This is a genomic window from Salipaludibacillus agaradhaerens, assembly GCF_002019735.1.
GTDB classification, from domain to species: Bacteria; Bacillota; Bacilli; order Bacillales; family Salisediminibacteriaceae; genus Salipaludibacillus; species Salipaludibacillus agaradhaerens.
Genome location: NZ_KV917378.1, coordinates 3,506,712 through 3,528,527 on the forward strand (window position 1 = coordinate 3,506,712; position 21,816 = coordinate 3,528,527).

Consider the following 21,816-nt stretch of genomic DNA (forward strand, 5'->3'; position numbering starts at 1 on the left):
TAGAAATTAAGTAGGTAAGATTTTAAAGAGCTGGTTAGATAAGAGGTGGATGCAATAAGCTGGCACACTTATCCCGAAAAAAAATATAAAAGCAGGCATGAGATAAAAGAAAGTGCCTAACCCGATAATTGTAACGAAAAAAAGAAAGGTGACAGTTAAGCGTGTGAAAGGAAGAAAGATAGCCATCGTTAAAGATTGCTTTAATGTAAGGTCAAGTGTCACATAAATAGGGAAGATGACAATCAAGGCAATAATACTTAAAGTAAGACTTAAGATACCCCCAGTGAAACTTACCATTTTTAGTGCCCCACTCAGATGAGAAGAGAGCAGCAAGTTGATAACACCAACACTGATCATTCCCATAAAGATGAGATTTAGTAGGTTGGACTTAAAAAAAGCCGACCTAAATGATTTAAAAAAGAGATTAAAAATTGAAATCGGTCCATCATTAGTATGGTGAAAAGAGCGAATTACCGTAAACATGGCCATCGTAGCTGGAAAAGCACCGAATATTATGCCACCACACAGCGTAAAGAACGCCCATAAAAAATTAATATAAACGAATCTCATCAGCAAGTCACATATCTTATATATAGGTGAATTCATCCATGAGATGACCATGTCACACACGCCCTTCATTTATAGCTGGTAAGGTACCAGAGTGTTTTTAGTGCCCTTTCGCTTTATATACAAAGTAATCAAAATCGGCTGCTTTTTTTGTGCCGGCTAAATCTTGTGTTGCCATTCCAATAAATGTACCAGTAAATCGTACTTGGTCTGCGCTATCATCAGACATATGCGTTACATCAATGTTAGGACCGATGGGTGTCCAGTCATGTGTGCTATCTTCTTTATAAAAAAGCTGAAGTGTTTCTTTTTCAATAACCCCTCGCAAATAGATACTAGTGTCTTCTTTAACGGATATAGGGCTACCTAGAAGCTCATTGTAATGACCGTTTTTTGTTTGAATAATTTGCAGTGATTTCCCAACAGTTTCATGTCGACAAAGGTGTAAATAGACATGGTCATCTGTATCGTAAAAAATGATAAGACCGGCTAAGTGTTGATAATGGGAAGGCTCATAATCGACTTTTGTTTCAAATTCACATTGAAAAGCTGTTTGGCGGCGAGCGATGAGGCTCTGCCGATGTAAAGAGCTGAGCGACTCCATTCCTTTAAGTCTTAAATGGCCAGGACGTTCCGTTAATGAACACCACGAGTCTTCTGTAGGAATACGGAGGGAATTCCAGCAGGAAGACAAAGTATTCGTATCGAAGTCATCAATCGTTGGTTCTTCAGGGAATGGATGTTCGGCTAAATCTGGCGCAGTGGTCGTTTTAGCCGGGTATTGTCCGCCATCTTCAAGGCGTAGCCATCCGTCTTTATCCCAAATGACTTTTTGCAAAGCGGTTTCTCGCCCAAGTGTACAATACTTTTCTTTAAGTGGCCTTCCACATAAGTGAGCGAAATACCATTCGCCATTTTGTGTCTCCACAAGACTACCATGTCCTGCTTTTTGTAAAGCAAGTGATGGGTCCCCTTTTGAAGTGATAAGGGGGTAATGAGGGTCTGTTTCATAAGGCCCTTCAATTGTTTTAGCCCTGGCAAGTGTGGCGGCATGTTCATATTCTGTTCCACCTTCAGCTACAAGTAAATAATAGTAGCCATCTTTTTTGTAAAGGTGAGGTCCTTCGGTTAACTGAATGTCTGTTCCCTTATAAATGGATTTGACAGGCCCGATAAGTTTTTGCTCGTCCGCAGAAAATTCTTGTAAAACAATGCCCGCGAATGAATGGTTGTCTTGTCGATAATCCCAGATCATATTTAACAACCACTTACGGCCATCGTCATCATGGAAAAGGGATGGATCAAAGCCACTGCTATTTAAATAGATAGGTTCTGACCATGGGCCTTCAATATTTTCCGCTGTGACAAGGTAGTTGTGTGCATCTTTATAGGCGCCGTGCCACTGTTTGACATCCGTATAAATCAAATAAAATAGCCCGTCATGATAGCTAAGACATGGTGCCCAAATGCCTCCAGAATTCATGTTGCCAATCATATTCAGTTGGGAGAGACGTGACAAGGGACTTGAGATGAAGCGCCAATGAATTAAATCTTTAGAGTGATGGATACGAACACCCGGAAACCATTCAAAGGTAGACGTGGCAATGTAATAATCATCATCTACTCGCAATATGGAAGGGTCAGGGTGGAAGCCGGGTAAAATAGGGTTTGTAATCATGGACATAAACGATCGCTCCTTAATTTAAGAGATTATGATGAGAATGAGGGAAGGCCCCTATGATACACAAGTTGTTAATCAAAACGGTATACAAATATTATCCTTTGACAGAGCCTGACGTTATTCCTTCTACAATTCGATTACTTAACAGAACAAAGACAATTAAAATCGGTAAAATACTAATTACGAGGGTGGCGCCAATTGCGCCCCAATCAGTGGAATACTGTCCGATGAAGTTTTGAATACCTACCGTAAGTGTCTTATACTTGTCAGAGCTGATAAACGTATTGACAAAGACAAATTCATTCCAGTTATAAATCATATTAATAATCGCTGTTGTTGCGACCACTGGCGCTGTCATGGGAAGGATAATTTGGAAAAACATGCGGTGTACGGTACAGCCGTCCATGATAGCAGCCTCTTCTAACTCTCTAGGCAGGGTATAATAAAACCCAAGTAAGATCATGATGGTTAATGGTAAATTGAATGCTGTGTAAGTTAAAATAATCGCTAAGGGATGATCCATTAAACCAATATTTAAATAAAAACTAAAGAGTGGAATAAGCGTTGAATGGACAGGGATCATCAGTCCGACCATGAAGAGACCGAGAACGAATTTATTTAACTTCCAATGCATCCTTGTAATAGCAAATGTCACAAAGCTGGCTAACAGTACTGTTAATATAACGGCAGCTCCAGTTACAATAACACTGTTTAAAAAATAAACACCAATATTTCCTTCTGTCCAAACGTTTAAGTAATTCTCCCATTTAGGGCTGCTCGGCAATGCCAGGGGAGGTAAATTGAACACTTCTTGGTTGTCCTTTAGAGAGAAAAGAAATAGCCATACTAAAGGTAGTATTTGAATAACGCCCACGATGATGAGAATGAGATAGAGAACGCTGTGTGACAACTTATGTTTTAATGATGACTGAGCGACTTTAGGAGATGGTGGTAGCTTCTTTGCCGAAGAAACATTTAAGTCGCTAGTTTCTGATAGTTTCTCTTTCATATCTGAATTTTCCCCCTCTAGTATTGGACATTATCTTCACGAGAAGTGGTAAGCTTCCTGATCAAGTAAGTCACAAGTAAGATAAGAATTAATAAGAAAAAGCCGATTGCACTCCCATAACCGAAGTCGTTTGTTCTAAAAGCTAGTTTATACATGTATGAAGCCATCACTTCACTTGCGCCATTCGGTCCTCCGTCTGTCATGACATAAATAAGGTCAAAATACTTTAATGACCCGATAACAGCGAGAACAATGGTCACTTTAATAACGCCAGAAATGAGAGGGAGCTTTATTTTATAAGCGATCTGGAAAGGTGTAGCGCCGTCAATGCGGGCAGCTTCGACTAATTCATTAGGTATATTCCGTAATGCAGCATAATAGATGATGATGTAAAAACCAGCATATTGCCATAATATCGGGACGAAAATAGCAAAAAGAACAAGGCTTGTATCTGATAACCATAAGGGTGGATTTTCTATACCGATACTGGTTAAAAAACGATTCATGACACCGTTAGAAGGATGATAAATTCGCATCCAAAGTTGAGCGATCGCCACTGAAGACAAGAGCATTGGAATTAAATATATTTTTCTGAATACATCGGCCCCTTTTATTTGGGAAGCGAGTACGAGTGAGATAGCTAAGTAAATGATTAAACTCAAGACAGAAAAGATAGCAAGCAATAATGAATGATAAGCACTATTCCAGAAAAGGTGGTCGGAAATTAACGCCTTATAATTATCCAAGCCGATAAATGTCATAGGGCCAATCCCATCCCAATCCATTAACCCGTAATAGCCCGTTAATACAATTGGAACATAAATGAGTATAAGTAAGAGGATCAAGGCTGGTAGAGTATAAAGAGCAATGATTTTTTTGTCTGACATGATTTTATTCATAAGGACTCCCCTTTCAAATCAGTGAACCATGTAAAACGCCCTTCAATCAGTGGGAGTTTTCGTTCTTCTCCCACTGATTGTTAGTTGAGTCAATCAGGACGCTTATCTGTGATAAAAGGGCATATCATAGAAACGATATGCCCCTCCGTTTCTAAAAGTTAGTCTTCTTCAGAGAGAGCCTGTTCGTGCGCTTCCGCAAATTCCTCAGGGTTCACGTCATTGCCAAATAGTGACTGAATCATATTAAGGTGTGTTTCTGCCACACCGGCGCTCATTTGCACGTCAGCAAATAGCGTAATATTAGAAGCGTTATTTAATTCATCAAGTACGTCGATGAATAAATCTGGCAAGTCCACTTCATCGGTATTCACTTGAGTTCCAGGGATTACCCCAGCATCTTCTACTGAGTGCTTTCCCCACTCTTGGATAAAGTAGCGGACAAATTCCTTAGCTTCTTCTTTTACGTCCGAGTTTTCAGCCACGAAAAGACCTACACCAGCACCGCCAACCCAACTATTGATGTCGCCATCTCCACCTTCTACTTCTGGAAATTTAAAGAAACCAACATTCTCACGAAAATCTTGTGGAACCTCTTCGTTCGTTGTGAAATTTGGGAGATCCCAAGAGCCAATTAAGTACATAGCTGCATTGTTATTCATAAACTCAGATTTTGCTTCTTGATCAGATAAACCATTATAGCCAGCTACAAAAGCATCATGGGCGACCATTTCTTGGATTTTGTCAGCTGCGTCTATTAGTCTTTCATCAGTAAACTCTCCACTGCGGTCAATGGCAGAGTTTAAAGCATCAGAGCCCCCAATTCTATCTGCTAAATACATGTACCAAAGTGAACCCGTCCAGCGGTCGCGATTTCCTAACGCAATAGGGGTGACACCGTTATCGACGAGTGTATCGATGACGTCTATGAACTCCTCATAAGATTCAGGCACCTCTACGCCATTCTCTTCAAAAATGGCTTTGTTATAAAAAACAGGCGCGATATTTAATTCTAACGGCAAAGCGTAAGCGCTACCATTTATCTCGTAGGCTTCAACTGTACCGGCCACGAACTCGTCTCTTAACCCATCATCGAGAATTGTGTCAAGAGGGGCGAATAATTCACCATTCACATAAGGTTCTAAAAATCCCGCTGGCCATGTCATGCCCACATCGGGCAGTTGGTTTGAAGATGAGATAACTTGAAGTTTATTCTTATATTGCTCGTTTTCTAATACTTCCAGCTCAATGGTGACATGAGGGTGATTAGTTTCAAACTCATCAATAATTTGATTAACAATACGGTTATGATCAGCAGAACTTCCTTGAGGCCATAAATGCATAAATTCAATTGTCACATTCTCTTCTGTCCCGCCGGAATTGTTTGTATTAGTACCTGTTGTCGTGTTGTTTTCCGATCCACACGCTGATAGTACAACTAAAGAAGCAAGTGATAGAGACGTCATTATTGAAAGCGATTTCTTTTTCATGTACTTTCCCCCTTGAAAAGTTAATTATTTCATCAATAAGTATATCAACGGGTTACAAGGAAAATAAGGTCACAACGATTAGGGAAAATACCATTATTATTGGAGAAAGGATAATACCTTTAAACAGCTGTTACACGTTAATTAGACGAAGTATTCATAAGTTTTTTAGAGTTCTATCCACCGTGACTTTTAGATTCTACTTTTGAATGGACGTATTTCAATGTGAGCTATCACATATCTCTTTAGCTTGACCGGGACAATATTTTCGATATTGACTTGGTGTTATCCCTTCATTATCCTTAAAAAGTTTAATGAAATATTTAGCTGTCTGATAGCCTGCTTGTTCTGCAATAACTGCTACAGGAAGATTAGTAGATAAAAGTAGGTGTTTAGCATGCTGAAGTCTCCGGCGTGTCACATAGTCACTAAAGGTGATGCCGAGATGCTCTTTAAAGAGCACACTTAAGTAATTAGGATTTAAGTGAACAGCGTTGGCCACTTCTTTAATTCCTATTTTACTTTGATAATGCTGGTCAATGTGAGCAAGTGCATGACTTACTGACGTGGGAAAACCTTCAGAGGCATGGTTAACGTCAGCAAGCTTAGTATCAAATACTTTTTCCACATGATCGAGACGTGTTTTTTCAGCTCTCAGTTTCAGAGCTTTCGTTACAGCTTCGAGTAGTTTCTTTTTTTGAACAGGCTTGAGTAAGTATGTGAATACTCCTAACTCTAAGGCATGATGGGCATAATTAAACTCAGAATATGCTGAGACGACGATGTATTCAGTGGCATGTTTTTTTTCCTGAAGCTTTTCTATTAAACATAATCCAGACATCTCAGGCATTCTTATATCCGTTATGAGTAAGTCAATCATTTCTTTCTCGGCAATGTTAAACGCCTCATAAGCACTGGCCGCAGTATGAATAACTAGGAAAGCGTCTGTCCATGCTTCAAGCGTGCGCTTTATACCATCCCGTGAACGGGGTTCATCGTCAACGATCAAAACATGTTTAGTCTTCACTGGTTTTACCTCCTTTTTTAGGGACGATGATCGTGACAGTTGTTCCTTGATTAAGTTCACTTTCTATAGTCATACAGGTTGTACCCTCATCAGGATATGTGAGTTTCAGCCGTTTTGAAATATTACCAATAGCCAAGCCAGACCGGTCAGATGTAATTGGAAAATGTGTTTTCATAGACTGCTTTAATCTTTCTAATATGACAGTATCTATACCTGTACCATCATCACGGACACTTATTTTTACATCATTATTTTGATCGGTTACTGTTACAGTGACTTTACCAGGGACGACCTGATTACCTATACCGTGAACGATAGCATTCTCCACTAACGGCTGAATTAATAATTTAGGTATCATACAGGACAAAAGACTGCGATCAACATAAATCCCCCATGTAAGACGATCAGTAAAACGTAATTTCATTATATCTAAATAACGTTGAATATGATCGATTTCATCCTTTATCGTCACCCAATCTTCACGTTGAATGTCACTAATCGTATACCTAAAAAGCTGTGCCATCGTTAAAATCATATTTGAAGCCTCTTCATCTTTCTCTTCTAATGTCCAATAAAGCGCTTCCAAAGTATTGAATAAAAAATGAGGATTAATTTGTGCTTGAAGCGCCTTCAATTCAGCGCGATGACGTGTTAGTTCTTTTTCATAAACGACGTTAATTAAATAGTTCGTTGTTTCAACCATGTGATTATACGTATTATTGAGTTCAATCATTTCATTCGTTGAAATAATGGGAGGGCTTTCCTTTAGAGCACCTAGTTTCCCAAAGCGCATAGCTTGTGTTAAACGGTGAATCGGTTTAGTTAAGAATGTTGACAAGAAATAGGAGGCCATGCTAAATACGATAAAACCGATTGCTCCAGCTATAAAAATAGCGGTCCCAATGCTAGACAAACCAGTTACTAATGTATTAACGGGTTTAAGCATAATGAATGACCAGCCAGTTGTATCGGAAAAGACACGAACTCTAACATAATCGTTTTCTTGTAAAGTGACGACTTGGGAAGTGGTATTTAACTCAACTTCTGATAGTAACTCTTCAGGAAGGTTCGTTGTAATGAGCTTTTCCTCATTGTCAACTAATAGTGCATAATCTGTCTCCATATCGATCTGTCCATACTCACTTCTAAATTCAAAGAAATGAGTATCAATCTTAGTTAATAAATAGCCGCCGTGAGAGAAGTTATCATCTAGTAGGTTAATTTGTTTAATTGTGACAAAAGCTTCCTCATCATGTGGATCGGCGCCACCCCATACCATTCTACCTTGTTCATCCTCAGCTTGCTGAATTTTAGCTGAGTCTAGCCTTTCATATAATGGAAGTTCATTTAAGGGAAAAAGCCGTCGGTAATCAGTAAAGTATAATTCAAAGGAGGTGATCCCATTTGTGTATGCGAGATAGCTATTAATAACGTGATTCATTGATTGTCGTTCTTCGAAAGCAGTAAGTTGCCTATTAGATTGATCAACTAGTAATTGCTGAACGGAAGGATTAGTCGCGATCTGACTTGTTATCATTTCAATAGCCTCAAATTGCGAATCGATTCTCGCTAGGGTTTCGTTAGCAGTATGTTGGATTTGGTTTTCAGCATTGTTTTTTAAAATATCTATGACCAGATTGAATGTGATGATACCAACGAGCAAAAGAATGATTGTCATGGTGCCAGTAAATATAAAAAGAATTTGATTTCTCAATGTATTTGATTTTAATAGTCGTTGTTTGAGCAATGCTAGTCTCCCTTTACGTTTTCATGTAATTCTAGTAAACCATAAAATCAAAAAGAGTTTGTTTGTAAACGAGTTTTTCCTATTTTTAATAAGAAGTGAGCAGACTGTCGTCGAGCCCAATGTAGGTGTGGGTTTCATCTATTATGTCTGAAAAATGTAGTAAAGTAACTTCATTTTTAGCCATCGTCAATTGATAAGTTAGAAGCTTATTTTCTGTCCTCAGTCTATCTGTTTGAATGAAAGGAGCATCACATGATTTTAATATGGTTATTTGATCTTTCGATGGAAAACGTGGTCTTCCCATCTGCTGCCAAACACGCCAAGGATTTGCGTGATGTTCGTTAGTCATTTCTCTGTACAAAAAGACGTCATCAGAAGAAAACGGAATGGAGAGCGTGATTGTTTTGTCATGATTGTCTCCTTTGTCATGTATTAAGTTCCAAGCCACAATGGAAATGGTATTATCTCGATGCTTAGTGACGATCATTGTATCGTCTTTATAAAGACAAGTGTCACCTAATTTATTAAAGAATGAAAATAAATGGTAAGTTGGTTTCCGAATAGCGTGTAGTGCCATTAACCCGAAGCCGCCATGAAAAGGGGCACGTGGAATATCAAACTCTTCAAAAACGTCACTAAATGTCCAATAGGAAAAAGAAGAAACAATATCTCCAGCATGGCTTAAGATTTTGCCTAGGTACGCAGCATTATAGTTCGTATCATGAATAGGGTTGATTGGGCTATAAGACGTATTGTATTCGGTAATGTGAAATGGAAGTTCAGGATAGGGTGTGTCATGTATTAATTTTTTTACACTAGTCAGTTGAGTAAGCATGTCGTTAGGATCGGCCAAGTCTTGGTAATAATAGTCAGGCGTTTTTTTCTTTGGAGGCATAGAGGTATAAGCATGTCGACTTATAAAATCAACGGGTACTTGTTCTTTGTGGCAAAAATGAAGAAAATCAGTTATCCACTCATCAGTACCACCACAAATCGCTGGGCCCCCAACGTTTAAATCAGGATGAATAGATTTAATTGTTTTGGCAGTAATTTTGTAGAGTTGAAAATAAGCTTGTTTATCAGCGTTCTCCCAGAAGTTAGTTAGATTAGGTTCATTCCATACTTCAAACGGCCACTGTAACACTTCTTCAATTCCGTACCTTTCTACAAAATGGGCTACTGTATGATAGATGAGTTCTTCCCATTTCTTTTCATCAGCCGGAGGGGTGACATTGCCTTCCCAATAAAAGATAGTTTGGGTACCGGAAGCAAGTTTTTTAGGCATAAAACCCAACTCAACAAATGGACGTAAATTATTCTGAAGAAATGTATCGAAAATTCTATCAATATATGTAAAATTATAGAAAGAAGTAAGGGTGCCATCTACGTCTATTTCTTTATATATACCGATGTCTTCATGAAAAAGGCCGTGTCCTCTAATATAGTCAAACGCGATATCTTGTTGTAAACGTTCAAGATGATCAACATACTCTTTTTGTAAGGCTAAGCCTAGTCGGCCAGTTCCAATACATTTTTTCCAATGTTTATTAAACGGGATATCGTTTTCTCTAGAGACAATTATTTTCTCCATAAAGCCCTCCTTCATGTGGACATAAAGTTCAATCAATAAACTTTCTTACAACTTAAATGATGTTTATTTCTTTGTCAAGCGTTTTCATCTATACTCTTTATTTTCTCTCAATATCTTTTAAGTTACTGGCACAACTGTCAATTAAGAGTGGCATACCGAGAGGGGTGATGGGACAAGTTGCGTAAAAATAGTATGTAGAAGTGTTTCAATTAACAGGTTGTTGTGTATGATTAATGACTTTCTTGTGAGCTGATAGGGCCATAGCCATTGAAGCGTATGAAAACAATGCAACAGGGAAAAGGGGGATGAGGCCTGGAATTAAAAGGACAATTCTTAAAATGCTATACAAAACAATAGCCAAGGCTAATGTATGTAACGGTTTAGCTAGCCCGATAAATAACGCCGTTTTATAAGTCTTCATAATGGGATAATTGAAAAGAATGAGAGTGGGAAAAAGGTAGATTGAAAGAATGAAAAATAGCAGCGAAGCGTTGATAAACGTAAAAAGCATAACATAATAAAATGTGCCATCTATCACTGTTAAATATCTAAAATCTATATATAGTAGGTTGCTAACGATAAATAAAGGGATTAAGAGCAGGTTAGCTTTTAAAAAATACTGTTTGTAACTAACCCAAAACGATTTGAATACTGGGGGTTCTTTACCTTGAATCCATAGATGCATCACAGAGAAAATGGCGGCTGTGGCCGGCGCTAATCCTGCCACTATTCCTCCAGACAACGTAAATAAAATCCACAGAATATTAAGGTAAGCCATGCGCGTAATGAACACCATTATCTCATAGATAATTTTTAATACCCCTCTATTAAGCATTTAGTTCACTCCTTTAATTATGTTTTCATCTAATTACCTATTCTACACTAAAAAAGCCGATTTTTATAACCAATTAAAGGATAACCACATTCATTTTGGTTTATTAAGGAATTTAAAGAACTTATAGCTAAAAAAACATTGTTTTATCATTGAACTTTTGCTAAACTAATATATTAGTTAGACTAATAAACTAAAATACAATTAAACTTCCCAAATAGCTGTAACTTCGTAGACCTGTATGTCAGATCGTTTAGTGGAGCTTTTTTTTGTACAAGAAATGTAAGCGTTAACATCTAGGTGGTTCTTTATTTATAAAGGTTAGGGAGGAGGTTATTTGCAAATAGGACCTTACTAAATAAAAGGGAGGAAACAGAATGTTAAAAAGCATTTTAACAATTGGGATCTGTGGGGGAATTGCGCTTACTTTGATGGCAGGATGTAGTGGTGATGACGAAAGTACGGTGGAGGAAGATGGGGTATTCACAATGACAACTGCTCGTACACTAGGAGATGATACGGAGTTTCGTCCCGGAGAAGATGTTAATAATAACCCAGTGGTTTGGTGGGCAGAAGAGGAATTAAATCTTAAAATTGAAACGATTTGGACAGTGCCGCATGATGAACAATACAATACACAGTTGCGTCTAGCAATGTCTTCTGGGGAACCTTTACCAGACGTTTTTCTCGTTTCAGATGGCCAATTGAAAGCCGATTTAATTGAATCCGGTCTGGTGCAGCCAATTGATGAGGCATATGAAAAATATGCTACAGATAGAGTTAAGGATATTTTTGAGCAGTTTCCTGAAGCTTTTTACCCGTCCACAAATGAGGAGGGAATAAGGTATGGTATGCCGAGACTTTCTGGAGGAAACGGGTCAGATCCGTTGCTGTGGGTGCGAAAGGACTGGCTAGATAATTTAAACCTTGATATTCCAGAAACGTTAGAAGAAATGGAAGAGGTTATGGATGCTTTTGTAAATGATGACCCAAATGGTACTGGCGTAAATGACACGTTAGGTGTTTCGCTCGCTACTGCTAACGGCATGGTTACATGGCTTGCAGATGGAAGTTGGATATTTGGCGCTTACGGTGATTACTTACCAGGCCGCTGGAGTAAAGATGAGAATGGGGAACTTGTTTACGGTACCACACAAGATAATATAAAAGAGGGTTTAAATACTTTAAATAGGTGGTTTGAAAAGGGATATTTGGATCAAGAGGTCGGTTTGCTTGATGAGAATGGGGCGATTGAAAGTTTCGTAGCTGGTAATACAGGATTTTTGTCAGCTCCGCCATGGGGAGAAGGGTGGCCAGTAGGTGATATTTATGATAATGACCCTCAGGCAGAAGTTATTCCAATGCCATTACCTGCCGGACCTGATGGGAAAATTGGACGTTTAGGAGAAGGATTAATAACAGGGTCATTTTTATTTAGTGTTGATTTTGAGCATATGGATAAATATTTTGAGTATCTTGATGAAATTTACGGTTATACATTAGGCGAGTCGGATTATTTTGAAGACGGGATGTTTGAAGGTTATGACTATATTTATGATGAGAATAATGAACCGGTTTATGACCATCAGGCAATTGAAGAGTCAGAAGGTGTTCCTCGTATAGATCCTGGTGGCTATATGTTGCCTAGAAATGTACCGACTATCCCATTTATGTTGTACGACTTGGCGTCTGAGTTTTATTTGACGGACCGAGAACCGGAAAATGCTTATGAATACGGTATTGCATCAAATAACGAACAATATCTTGAAGCGGCTTATATCGTTAAACAACAGGATGAGTACAGAATTGAAAACGAATGGACTGGTGCCCCAACCCTTACGATGCAGGCAAGAGGGGAACATTTGGAAAGGTTGGAGCAGGAAATGATCGTAGACATTATTTATGGGAATCAGCCGTTAGACCATTTTGATGAGTTTGTGGAAGCGTGGAAGCAAGGCGGTGGTGATCAAATAACAGAAGAAGTAAACGAGTGGTACGAGGAAGTGCAAAATAATTAAAACGAGTGCTGCTCTTATTAACAGGGGGGGACTTGATGCCCCCTTTTGCCTTTTAAACTAAGTGAAGAGGAGGTTAATAGATGCCTAAAATGAATAACACTATTCAGGATACGGTCCGGCGGGTACCACTTGAGGCAAGAACTAAAAAACCAAAACAGCGATGGCATTTTAAACAGACGTGGCCACTTCATCTTCTCGTCTTGCCAGCAGTTATCGTGGCCCTTATTTTTCAATATGGACCGATGTTTGGCATTATTATGGCATTTCAAGACTTTAAACCTTGGCTCGGTTTTATAGAGTCAGAGTTTGTCGGGTTAAAGCATTTTATCACAATGTTTGAATACAATTATGCACGTCAAGTTATTTGGAATACCTTTGTCATTTCCATATTGAAGCTTATTTTTGGATTAATTGTTCCTCTAACATTTGCTCTAATGTTAAACGAAGTGTACCATATGCGTTTTAAACGAACAGTGCAAACCATTGTTTATTTGCCTTATTTTTTATCCTGGGTCATTTTAGGCGGGATGCTTATTGATATTTTATCTCCTAGTGGAGGGGTAGTGAACCAACTCCTTGGATTAATAGGTGTGGAACCAATTTTTTTCTTAGGAAGTAATGACTGGTTTAGAACGACTGTTGTTGTGAGTGATTTATGGAAGGAAACAGGGTTTAATACCATTGTTTTTCTAGCAGCTATAACGGTAGTCAATCCCAACTTGTACGAAGCTGCAGTGGTAGATGGAGCTAATCGTTGGAAACAAACATGGCATATTACTCTACCTGCTATGCGTCCGATTATTATTGTTGTAGCGACATTAGCTTTGGGCAACATCTTAAACGCAGGTTTTGATCAAATTTTTAATTTGTATAACCCACTTGTTTATGAAACGGGTGATATTATTGATACTTATGTTTATCGAGTAGGTCTTGTAAGTGGCGATTTTAGTTACGGAACAGCGGTTGGACTTTTTAAATCTGTGATTAGCTTAATACTTATTGTCATTGGGTATCGACTTGCTTATAAATATGCTAACTGGCGAATTTTTTAAGGAGGGATTTCATGCAGTATAAAACGAAAGGATATCGAATATTCACTGCGTTTAACTACACATTTATGATCTGCATTTCATTTCTATGTTTGTTCCCTCTTATTCATATTTTAGCTGTTTCCTTAAGTGGGTCTGCACCAGCTACTGCTAACATTGTCGGTTTGTGGCCAGTGGATTTTACTATTGATGCTTATGAACGAACGCTTGCCAATGAGAATTTTCTGCGTTCATTAGGGGTGTCAGTCACCCGAGTTATTTTAGGAACGGCTATTTCCATGACGCTTCTTTTATGTGCTGCTTATGCACTCTCAAAGAATGATAGCGAGTTTAAGGGAAGAAAAATATATATGTGGTTTTTTGTTTTTACTATGTTATTTAATGGGGGACTCGTTCCTACTTATATTGTTGTCACACGGTTAGGGCTGACAGATACTATCTGGGCATTAGTACTCCCACCAGCTATCAATGCCTTTAATATGATTTTACTGCTCAATTTTTTTCGAACGTCCGTCCCTCGTTCTCTAGAAGAATCAGCTTTTATTGATGGCGCAGGACATTTTAAGATTTTCCTGAAAATATATCTTCCCATTTCTGTACCGGCTATCGCCACAATTTCATTGTTTACGATGGTTTTCCATTGGAATTCCTGGTTCGATGGTTTGATCTATAATACAAATGCCTCTAATTATCCCTTGCAAACATTTTTACAAACAATCGTTGTTCAACAAGATTTTAGTAACGTAGATGTGGATGCAGACATGATGAGAAATTTATCTCAACGTACAGTCCAATCAGCACAAATATTTATTTCTGCCCTTCCTATGCTCATTGTTTATCCGTTTTTACAAAGGTTCTTTGTTAAAGGTATCGTCCTTGGCGCTGATAAAGAATAGCTTGACCGTAACTTAAACTCTTTTTTTCAAAAACTTTGAAGGGAGATGGAATGTATGACACAAGGCCAATATCATTTAACCACTAATTATCCTTTTGAAAATGATCAAGTCACTAGTTATAAGGCTTGGCTTCAATATTCTAAAAGTGAAGGAAAATATGCTAAAACGGTGTCCCCGTTCTTAAAGACTATTTCGTCCAGTTGTGATGCCTCTCCGATCCTATGGTCAGCAATAGAGGAGCTTAACCAATCGATAACGGAAATGTTCGATTTTTCTCCATTCATTTCATTTGAAGTGATGAGTGGAAAGGGTGTCGTTTTACAACTTTGTTCTGAGAGTGAGACCCGTCTTCAAGATGAAGGATATATGATGTATACAGAGCCGAATGGCCAGCTTATAATCAGCGGAAAAACAGAGACTGGTATTCTATACGGCACATTTCATTTGCTCCGTCTATTACAAATGGAAAAGCCAATTGACAAGTTAAATGTCATCGAGAATCCTGCCAATTCCTTACGGTTATTAAACCATTGGGATAATATAGATGGTTCGATAGAGAGAGGATATGCGGGGAAATCGATTTTCTTTGAAAAAGACCAATTTAACCAAAATTATGGTAGATTAAAAGATTATGCTAGAATGCTTGCTTCAATTGGTGTTAATGGGATAGCCATTAATAATGTGAATGTCCATCAATTAGAAACGAAATTAATAACACCCGAGTATTTAACGGGTGTTGAAAAAATAGCTGCCATATACCGTGCTTACGGGGTGAAAACATTTCTAAGTATTAATTTTGCAAGCCCAATTGAACTAGGGGGATTAAACACGGCAGATCCACTTGACGAAGAAGTCAAAAGGTTCTGGGAGCATGCTATAAAAACGATTTACACGCATATTCCTGATTTTGGAGGTGTCGTTGTTAAGGCTGATTCTGAAAACAGACCTGGACCATTTACGTATGGAAGAACACAGGCGGAGGGAGCCAACATGCTTGCAGAAATAATTGCTCCCTATGATGGTCTTGTCATTTGGCGCTGTTTTGTCTATAACTGCCATCAAGATTGGCGCGATCGAACGACTGATCGTGCCAAGGCAGCTTACGATCACTTTATGCCGCTAGATGGGGACTTTCATGAAAATGTCGTGTTACAGATAAAGAATGGCCCGATGGATTTTCAAGTGAGAGAACCTGTATCTCCTCTTTTAGGAGGACTGAAGGAAACAAATCAAGTGATAGAATTTCAAATAACCCAAGAATATCTTGGCCAACAAAAACATCTCGTTTATCTAGTCCCTCAATGGAAAGAGGTGCTTGAATTTGAAACTTATGCAAAAGGATCGGGTTCTACCGTCAAGAAGATTGTTAGCGGTGAACTATACGATAGAAAAAATAATGGGGCAGCAGCTGTCGTAAACGTAGGCGATGACTATAATTGGACCGGTCATACGTTGGCTCAATCCAATCTTTACGGCTACGGAAGACTTATGTGGTCGCCAGAAATGACAGCAGAAGACATATCAAACGAATGGATCATATGCACGTTTGGAACAGATCCTCTAGTATTGTCAACCATAAAGGGTATGCTACTTAATTCTTGGACAACATACGAAAACTATACTTCTCCTTTAGGAGTGGGATGGATGGTTAACCCAGGGCATCATTATGGTCCGAATGTTGATGGGTATGAATATCAAGCATGGGGAACGTATCACTTTGCTGATTGGAAGGGCTTGGGGGTGAATCGTACAATGGCTACTGGTACAGGGTTTAGCGGGCAGTATTATCAAAAGAATGCGGAAAAATATGAATCACTTACTGACTGTCCGGAAGAGTTGCTGCTATTCTTTCATTATGTTCCCTATTCATATGTCTTGTCGTCAGGAAAAACGGTCATTCAGCATATTTATGACACGCACTTTGCTGGCGTCGAACAAGTTGAGCAGTATCGGCAACAGTGGAAACAACTCCAAGGAAGAATAGACAAAAAGCGTTTCGATGATGTGGCAACAAAGCTTGATATGCAATTTGAGCATGCTAAAGAGTGGCGAGACATAGTAAATACGTATTTTTACCGAAAATCAGGAATTGATGATCAACATAACCGTCCAATTTACTAAATGATGTGTGTCTGTGGATACATCTCTAAATGGGGAGGGGCTAAGTCATAATTGGAGAGCCATGAGATAGCGCCTTTCTTTTTTCATTTAGTGTTACGACAAAGGCGACCGAAAGTAAATAAAAAGATCATGAGAGCCGCGTTATCTAAAAAATGACTGGAGGAGCAGGGGGAGTATTTACCTGCTCCTTCTTCAATAGAGTATGTTAAGAGTTTATCTTATGAGAGTGAGTGTAGGATGACACTAATCTCTATTCGTCTGTATAAAACTGTCTTTCCAAAAACTGTTCAATTGTAAAAGCTGTCATGCCTAATAAAGTAGCGTGTTGATGCTGTTGGGAAAAAGTGATGTCGACTGATTTTCTTAAGTGAGTTAACGTTTGGGTGGCAATCACTTGCTCTAATTCGTTTTTAAGCAAGTGTTCTGCTTTAGCTAGGCGATTACCAATAATGATTTTTTCAGGGTTAAATGTGTTAATGATATTGTTAATTCCGATGCCTAAATAATGTGCTGTCTGGTTAAAGGCGTCTTTCACTTGATCACTTGTTTCCGCTCTCTCAATCATTGTTTCAAGCGTCACATCTGATAAACTTTCACCTTGGGCAGCACACATGTTTAATAAAGCCATTTCTGACGCATACATTTCCCAGCATCCTTTACTACCGCATCGGCACGACAGGCCATCCGCCTTTACGATCATATGCCCCATTTCACCGGTAAAGCCATTGGTTCCACGGAAAAGCTCATTATTTAAGATGAGTCCAACACCAATCCCGATTCCTATGCTTACATAAATAAAGTGATTTAAGTCTTGGGCACTTCCGTATGTTTTCTCTCCATAGGCTCCTGCATTTGCCTCATTTTCAATAATGACTGGGACACCGTATTGTTCAGTAAAGATATCTTTTAAATTTGACTGCCGCCAATCAAGATTTGGCGTTATGAGAATATCATTTTCCGTATTAACTAAGCCTGGGATGCCGAACCCAATTCCAATTAAACCATAAGGTGTCTTCGCTGTAGTAGACAAAAAATGATCAATGACACGGGTTACTTCCATAACAGTTTTTGTAAAATCATGTGTGTTAAACGGTTGAAAAAATTTTTCGATAATAGTGCCTCTTAAATCAGTGAGCACACCTACCACATAGTTGACGCCAATATCGATGCTGATCGTATAACCGGCTCGTTCATTGAACTTTAGCATTAAAGGTCGCCGTCCGCCACTTGATTCACCTAATCCTATTTGATAGCAATAATGGTCATCAATTAATTCATCTACAAGAGTAGAGACAGTTGCTTTCGTTAAATTTAACGTTTGAGCAAGTTCTGCCCGTGAAATCGGTTCATATTTTCTAATCGCATTTAAGATAATCATCTTATTTGTTAACTTGACTGTCTGCTGATAAGAGGCCATTTTTCGGAACTCCTTTTTATATACTTAATTAATATAGTGTATTATGTTTCTCGCTTTCAGACAAATAAGTCATTTTCATAATGATGTATTTAAAGCAATAACTCGAATAATATGCAATAAATTTTACCATAGATAAGCCTCCGTAAACCTCCAGCGTCAAAATAGAGAGGAAAGCTAACGGCCACTAATGTCCTGATTGACTCAACTACTAATCAGTGGGAGAAAAACGAAAACTTCCGTAATATGAAGCTATGAATGAAAGGAACCATCATACAATAGAGTGAAACAATGAATCTAAATGTTCATAAACGTCATATAATTGTCGTAAATACACTTAGTTAATTCAATAGACAAACTAAGTATATACTGATAAAATGACATTAGCAATGAAATCTATCTATAAAATGGAGGGTTTATTATGGCATATTTTAATGACGTCCCTAAAATTAAGTTTGAAGGTTATCAATCTACAAATCCATTTTCATTTAAGTACTATGATGCTGAAGAAAAAGTTGGCGGAAAATCCATGAAAGAGCATTTAAAGTTTTCTGTTGCTTATTGGCACACCTTAACGGGAGATGGTGGGGATCCGTTTGGAGCTGGCACAGCATTACGGCCATGGAATCACTTAAGCGGCATGGATCAAGCAAAGGCGAGAGTAGAAGCGGCATTTGAATTGTTCGAAAAGCTTGATGTGCCTTATTTTTGCTTCCATGATGTAGATGTGGCACCTGAAGGAAGCTCGTTAAAAGAAACAAATGACAACCTTGATGTGATTGTGGCGATGATAAAAGACTATATGAAAACGAGTCGAACGAAACTACTATGGAATACAGCGAATATGTTTACACATCCAAGATTTACGCATGGTGCAGCTACAGCTAACGATGCAAATGTATACGCTTACTCGGCAGCGAAAGTGAAGAAAGGATTAGAAGTAGGGAAAGAGTTAGGTGCAGAAAACTACGTGTTTTGGGGTGGAAGAGAGGGCTACGAAACTTTACTAAATACAGATTTAAAGCTTGAATTAGATAACTTAGCTAAGTTTTATCATATGGCACTTGATTACGCGAAAGAAATTGGCTTTGATGCTCAGTTTTTAATTGAACCTAAGCCAAAAGAGCCGACGACCCATCAGTATGACTTTGATGTGGCAACAGCAACGGCATTTTTACACCAATATGGACTGGAACAAGATTTTAAGTTTAATATAGAAGCGAATCATGCCACATTGGCCGGACATACGTTTGAGCATGAATTGCGTGTAGCACGAACGAGCGGCATGCTCGGATCTGTTGATGCTAACCAAGGAGACACGTTACTTGGCTGGGATACGGATGAATTCCCTACTGACCTTTACGCCACCACACTAGCTATGTATGAAATTTTGAAAAATGGCGGTCTGGGCAGAGGAGGATTAAACTTTGATGCGAAAGTTCGCCGTGGCTCATTTGCCCCAAATGATTTATTTCATGCTCACATTGCCGGGATGGACGCATTTGCCATTGGCCTTAAAGTCGCCAACAAGTTAATAGAAGATAACTTCTTTGAAACGATACTTGATAACCGTTACGACACCTTTAAATCAGCTATAGGCGAGAAAATTACCGCTGGAAACACAAATTTCAAAGAACTAGAGCAACATGCTCTTCAATTAGATACAATTGAGGTGAAATCAGGCCAAGTTGAGAAAATTAAAGCGCAATTAAATCAGTATTTATTACGTGTGAATGAGCTATAATCTGTAGCTGCCATTAAAATAAATAGGGGCTTGTCATACTTAAGACACGCCCCTTTCTCACTGGAGGAGACAAGCAGATGGGGTATGTTTTAGGAGTAGACTTAGGCACGAGTGCAGTGAAAGTGTTGTTAGTTAATCGAGATGGGGCTGTCGTGACAGAAGCTGTTACCGAGTACCCGCTTTTCCAAGAGAAACCGGGGCATAGTGAACAAGATCCTGAAGATTGGGTGAACGGAACGATAAACGCGATCAAAGCTATCACGGAAAACATATCTGATCTAGAAAAAATTGAAGGTATCAGCTTTTCAGGTCAAATGCACGGCTTAGTTCTCCTAGATGAAAAGAATCAGCCGTTACGTCGTGCCATCTTATGGAATGACACTCGAACGACAGAACAGTGTCGAGAGGTTGAACAAAAGGTTGGAATCGACCTCCTTCACACAATTACGAAAAATCCAGCACTTGAAGGGTTTACGTTACCTAAACTCATGTGGGTAAAAAAATATGAGCCTGAATTATTCAATAAAGCGACTACGTTTGTATTACCAAAAGATTATGTGAGGTATCGTTTAACAGGTGCTTTACACATGGATTATTCTGATGCGGCAGGTACTCTCCTGTTAAATGTGGCAAATAAAACATGGAGTGAGGAAATGTGTGCAAAGACAGGTGTGCCGCTAACCTTGTGCCCGCCACTCGTCGCATCTCACGAAAAAGTGGGGGTGTTGCGTGAAGACATAGCAAAAAAATGTGGGCTTTCTTCTCATGTAGCCGTCTTTGCTGGTGGGGCAGATAATGCCTGTGGTGCCATAGGAACAGGGATTTTACGAGAAGGTGTGACATTAAGCAGCACAGGTACATCAGGTGTTATTTTATCCTATGAAAAGGATGGGGATAAAGAGTTTAATGGTCGTGTCCATTACTTTAACCATGGAGAAGAGTCCGCCTTTTATACGATGGGCGTAACGCTTGCGGCAGGTTATAGTTTAAACTGGTTCAAGGACACGTTTGCACCTCATAAATCGTTTGAAGAATTAGTGAAAGAAGCTGAAGCATCTCCACCTGGAGCGAGAGGACTCCTATTTACACCTTACCTCGTGGGGGAACGAACGCCTCATGCCGATGCGGATATTCGGGGAAGCTTTATAGGCGTCCACTCCGGACATTCATTAGGTGACTTTACTCGGGCGGTCATTGAAGGGGTGACATTCTCATTGAATGAAACAGTGGAGTTATTCAGAGAGCATGGCAAGACAGTGGATAAAATAGTGTGCACTGGTGGCGGGGCCAAAAGTGATTTATGGCTGCAAATCCAAGCGGATATTTTTAACGCCACGGTCGTGAAATTAAAAACGGAACAAGGACCGGGAATGGGAGCTGCGATGCTGGCCGCTTACGGACTAGGCTGGTTCTCTTCATTAAAGGGGTGTTCAGATCATTTTATTGACGAAAGCGGGCAGTATGAACCGAGTGCTGAACGCGTTGCTGCTTATCGTGACTTATTTGGTATCTATCAACGAGTGTATAACCAAACAAAAGACATCACCGCTGACCTTAAACCGTATCGTTCTCTCTAATGTGAAAACTATAGTAAAGCCGCTTCAGAAATTCGTTTCTGAAGCGGCTTTATATGTGATGGCACCTAACATTGACTTAGACACGAAAGAGAAAAAGGCATCAAAGTGATTCTTTCGACCTGCTTTGTCGTTTAGGGGAAACGACTCATTTCTTCTGTTT

Annotated in this window: 16 protein-coding genes; 6 read left to right on the top strand and 10 right to left on the bottom strand. The window is 39.0% G+C overall.

Features of this window, described 5'->3' with window-relative positions; all coding sequences use genetic code 11:
- Positions 1-6: 6 nt before the first annotated feature.
- The 9 genes from BK581_RS16100 to BK581_RS16140 all read right to left on the bottom strand — a co-directional run bounded on the left by BK581_RS16100 (position 7) and on the right by BK581_RS16140 (position 10,840).
- Positions 7-570: a YesL family protein gene (locus tag BK581_RS16100; protein WP_169837759.1), complete on the bottom strand. Its 564-nt coding sequence runs from the start codon at positions 568-570 to the stop codon at positions 7-9.
- Positions 571-667: 97 nt separating this feature from the next.
- Positions 668-2,251 (bottom strand): glycoside hydrolase family 43 protein, encoded by a 1,584-nt coding sequence (locus BK581_RS16105; RefSeq protein WP_078579126.1) that lies wholly within the window; start codon positions 2,249-2,251, stop codon positions 668-670.
- 91 nt (positions 2,252-2,342) lie between these two features.
- Positions 2,343-3,257, bottom strand: coding sequence for a carbohydrate ABC transporter permease (locus tag BK581_RS16110; RefSeq protein WP_078579127.1), 915 nt, complete (start codon positions 3,255-3,257; stop codon positions 2,343-2,345).
- 17 nt (positions 3,258-3,274) lie between these two features.
- On the bottom strand, positions 3,275-4,156 hold the full coding sequence (locus BK581_RS16115; protein WP_078579128.1) for a carbohydrate ABC transporter permease: 882 nt from the start codon (positions 4,154-4,156) through the stop codon (positions 3,275-3,277).
- Positions 4,157-4,314: 158 nt separating this feature from the next.
- Complete coding sequence (locus BK581_RS16120) at positions 4,315-5,643, bottom strand: extracellular solute-binding protein (protein WP_078579129.1); 1,329 nt, start codon at positions 5,641-5,643, stop codon at positions 4,315-4,317.
- Between the two features lie 217 nt (positions 5,644-5,860).
- Entirely contained in the window at positions 5,861-6,667 is an 807-nt protein-coding gene (locus BK581_RS16125; RefSeq protein ID WP_078579130.1) for a response regulator transcription factor, read from the bottom strand.
- Positions 6,657-8,414, bottom strand: a complete 1,758-nt coding sequence (locus BK581_RS16130; protein WP_245829104.1) for a cache domain-containing sensor histidine kinase — start codon at positions 8,412-8,414, stop codon at positions 6,657-6,659. Before BK581_RS16130 ends, BK581_RS16125 begins: the two co-directional genes overlap by 11 nt.
- Positions 8,415-8,499: 85 nt before the next feature.
- Positions 8,500-10,005 (bottom strand): GH39 family glycosyl hydrolase, encoded by a 1,506-nt coding sequence (locus BK581_RS16135; protein ID WP_078579131.1) that lies wholly within the window; start codon positions 10,003-10,005, stop codon positions 8,500-8,502.
- 205 nt (positions 10,006-10,210) lie between these two features.
- Positions 10,211-10,840 carry a YesL family protein gene (locus tag BK581_RS16140; RefSeq protein ID WP_078579132.1) on the bottom strand — a complete coding sequence of 210 codons (630 nt, stop codon included), beginning with the start codon at positions 10,838-10,840 and terminating at the stop codon, positions 10,211-10,213.
- Between the two features lie 374 nt (positions 10,841-11,214).
- Between BK581_RS16140 and BK581_RS16145 the strand changes: the two genes are divergently transcribed.
- The 4 genes from BK581_RS16145 to BK581_RS16160 all read left to right on the top strand — a co-directional run bounded on the left by BK581_RS16145 (position 11,215) and on the right by BK581_RS16160 (position 16,921).
- Positions 11,215-12,855, top strand: a complete 1,641-nt coding sequence (locus BK581_RS16145; RefSeq protein ID WP_078579133.1) for an extracellular solute-binding protein — start codon at positions 11,215-11,217, stop codon at positions 12,853-12,855.
- 89 nt (positions 12,856-12,944) lie between these two features.
- The gene (locus BK581_RS16150; protein WP_078579984.1) at positions 12,945-13,907 is read left to right on the top strand and encodes an ABC transporter permease; all 963 of its coding nucleotides are present in this window, start codon (positions 12,945-12,947) and stop codon (positions 13,905-13,907) included.
- An 11-nt stretch (positions 13,908-13,918) separates the two neighbouring features.
- Positions 13,919-14,800 carry a carbohydrate ABC transporter permease gene (locus BK581_RS16155; RefSeq protein WP_078579134.1) on the top strand — a complete coding sequence of 294 codons (882 nt, stop codon included), beginning with the start codon at positions 13,919-13,921 and terminating at the stop codon, positions 14,798-14,800.
- 54 nt (positions 14,801-14,854) lie between these two features.
- The gene (locus BK581_RS16160; RefSeq protein WP_078579135.1) at positions 14,855-16,921 is read left to right on the top strand and encodes an alpha-glucuronidase family glycosyl hydrolase; all 2,067 of its coding nucleotides are present in this window, start codon (positions 14,855-14,857) and stop codon (positions 16,919-16,921) included.
- Between the two features lie 250 nt (positions 16,922-17,171).
- On the opposite strand, the gene BK581_RS16165 is transcribed toward BK581_RS16160, so the two are convergent.
- Complete coding sequence (locus BK581_RS16165; RefSeq protein WP_078579136.1) at positions 17,172-18,338, bottom strand: ROK family transcriptional regulator; 1,167 nt, start codon at positions 18,336-18,338, stop codon at positions 17,172-17,174.
- Between the two features lie 418 nt (positions 18,339-18,756).
- On the opposite strand from BK581_RS16165, the gene xylA reads away from it, so the two are divergent.
- Together xylA and xylB are read left to right on the top strand one after the other, a co-directional pair.
- Entirely contained in the window at positions 18,757-20,079 is a 1,323-nt protein-coding gene (gene xylA / locus BK581_RS16170) for a xylose isomerase (RefSeq protein ID WP_078579137.1), read from the top strand.
- Between the two features lie 77 nt (positions 20,080-20,156).
- Positions 20,157-21,656 carry a xylulokinase gene (gene xylB, locus BK581_RS16175; protein ID WP_078579138.1) on the top strand — a complete coding sequence of 500 codons (1,500 nt, stop codon included), beginning with the start codon at positions 20,157-20,159 and terminating at the stop codon, positions 21,654-21,656.
- Positions 21,657-21,816: the final 160 nt, after the last annotated feature.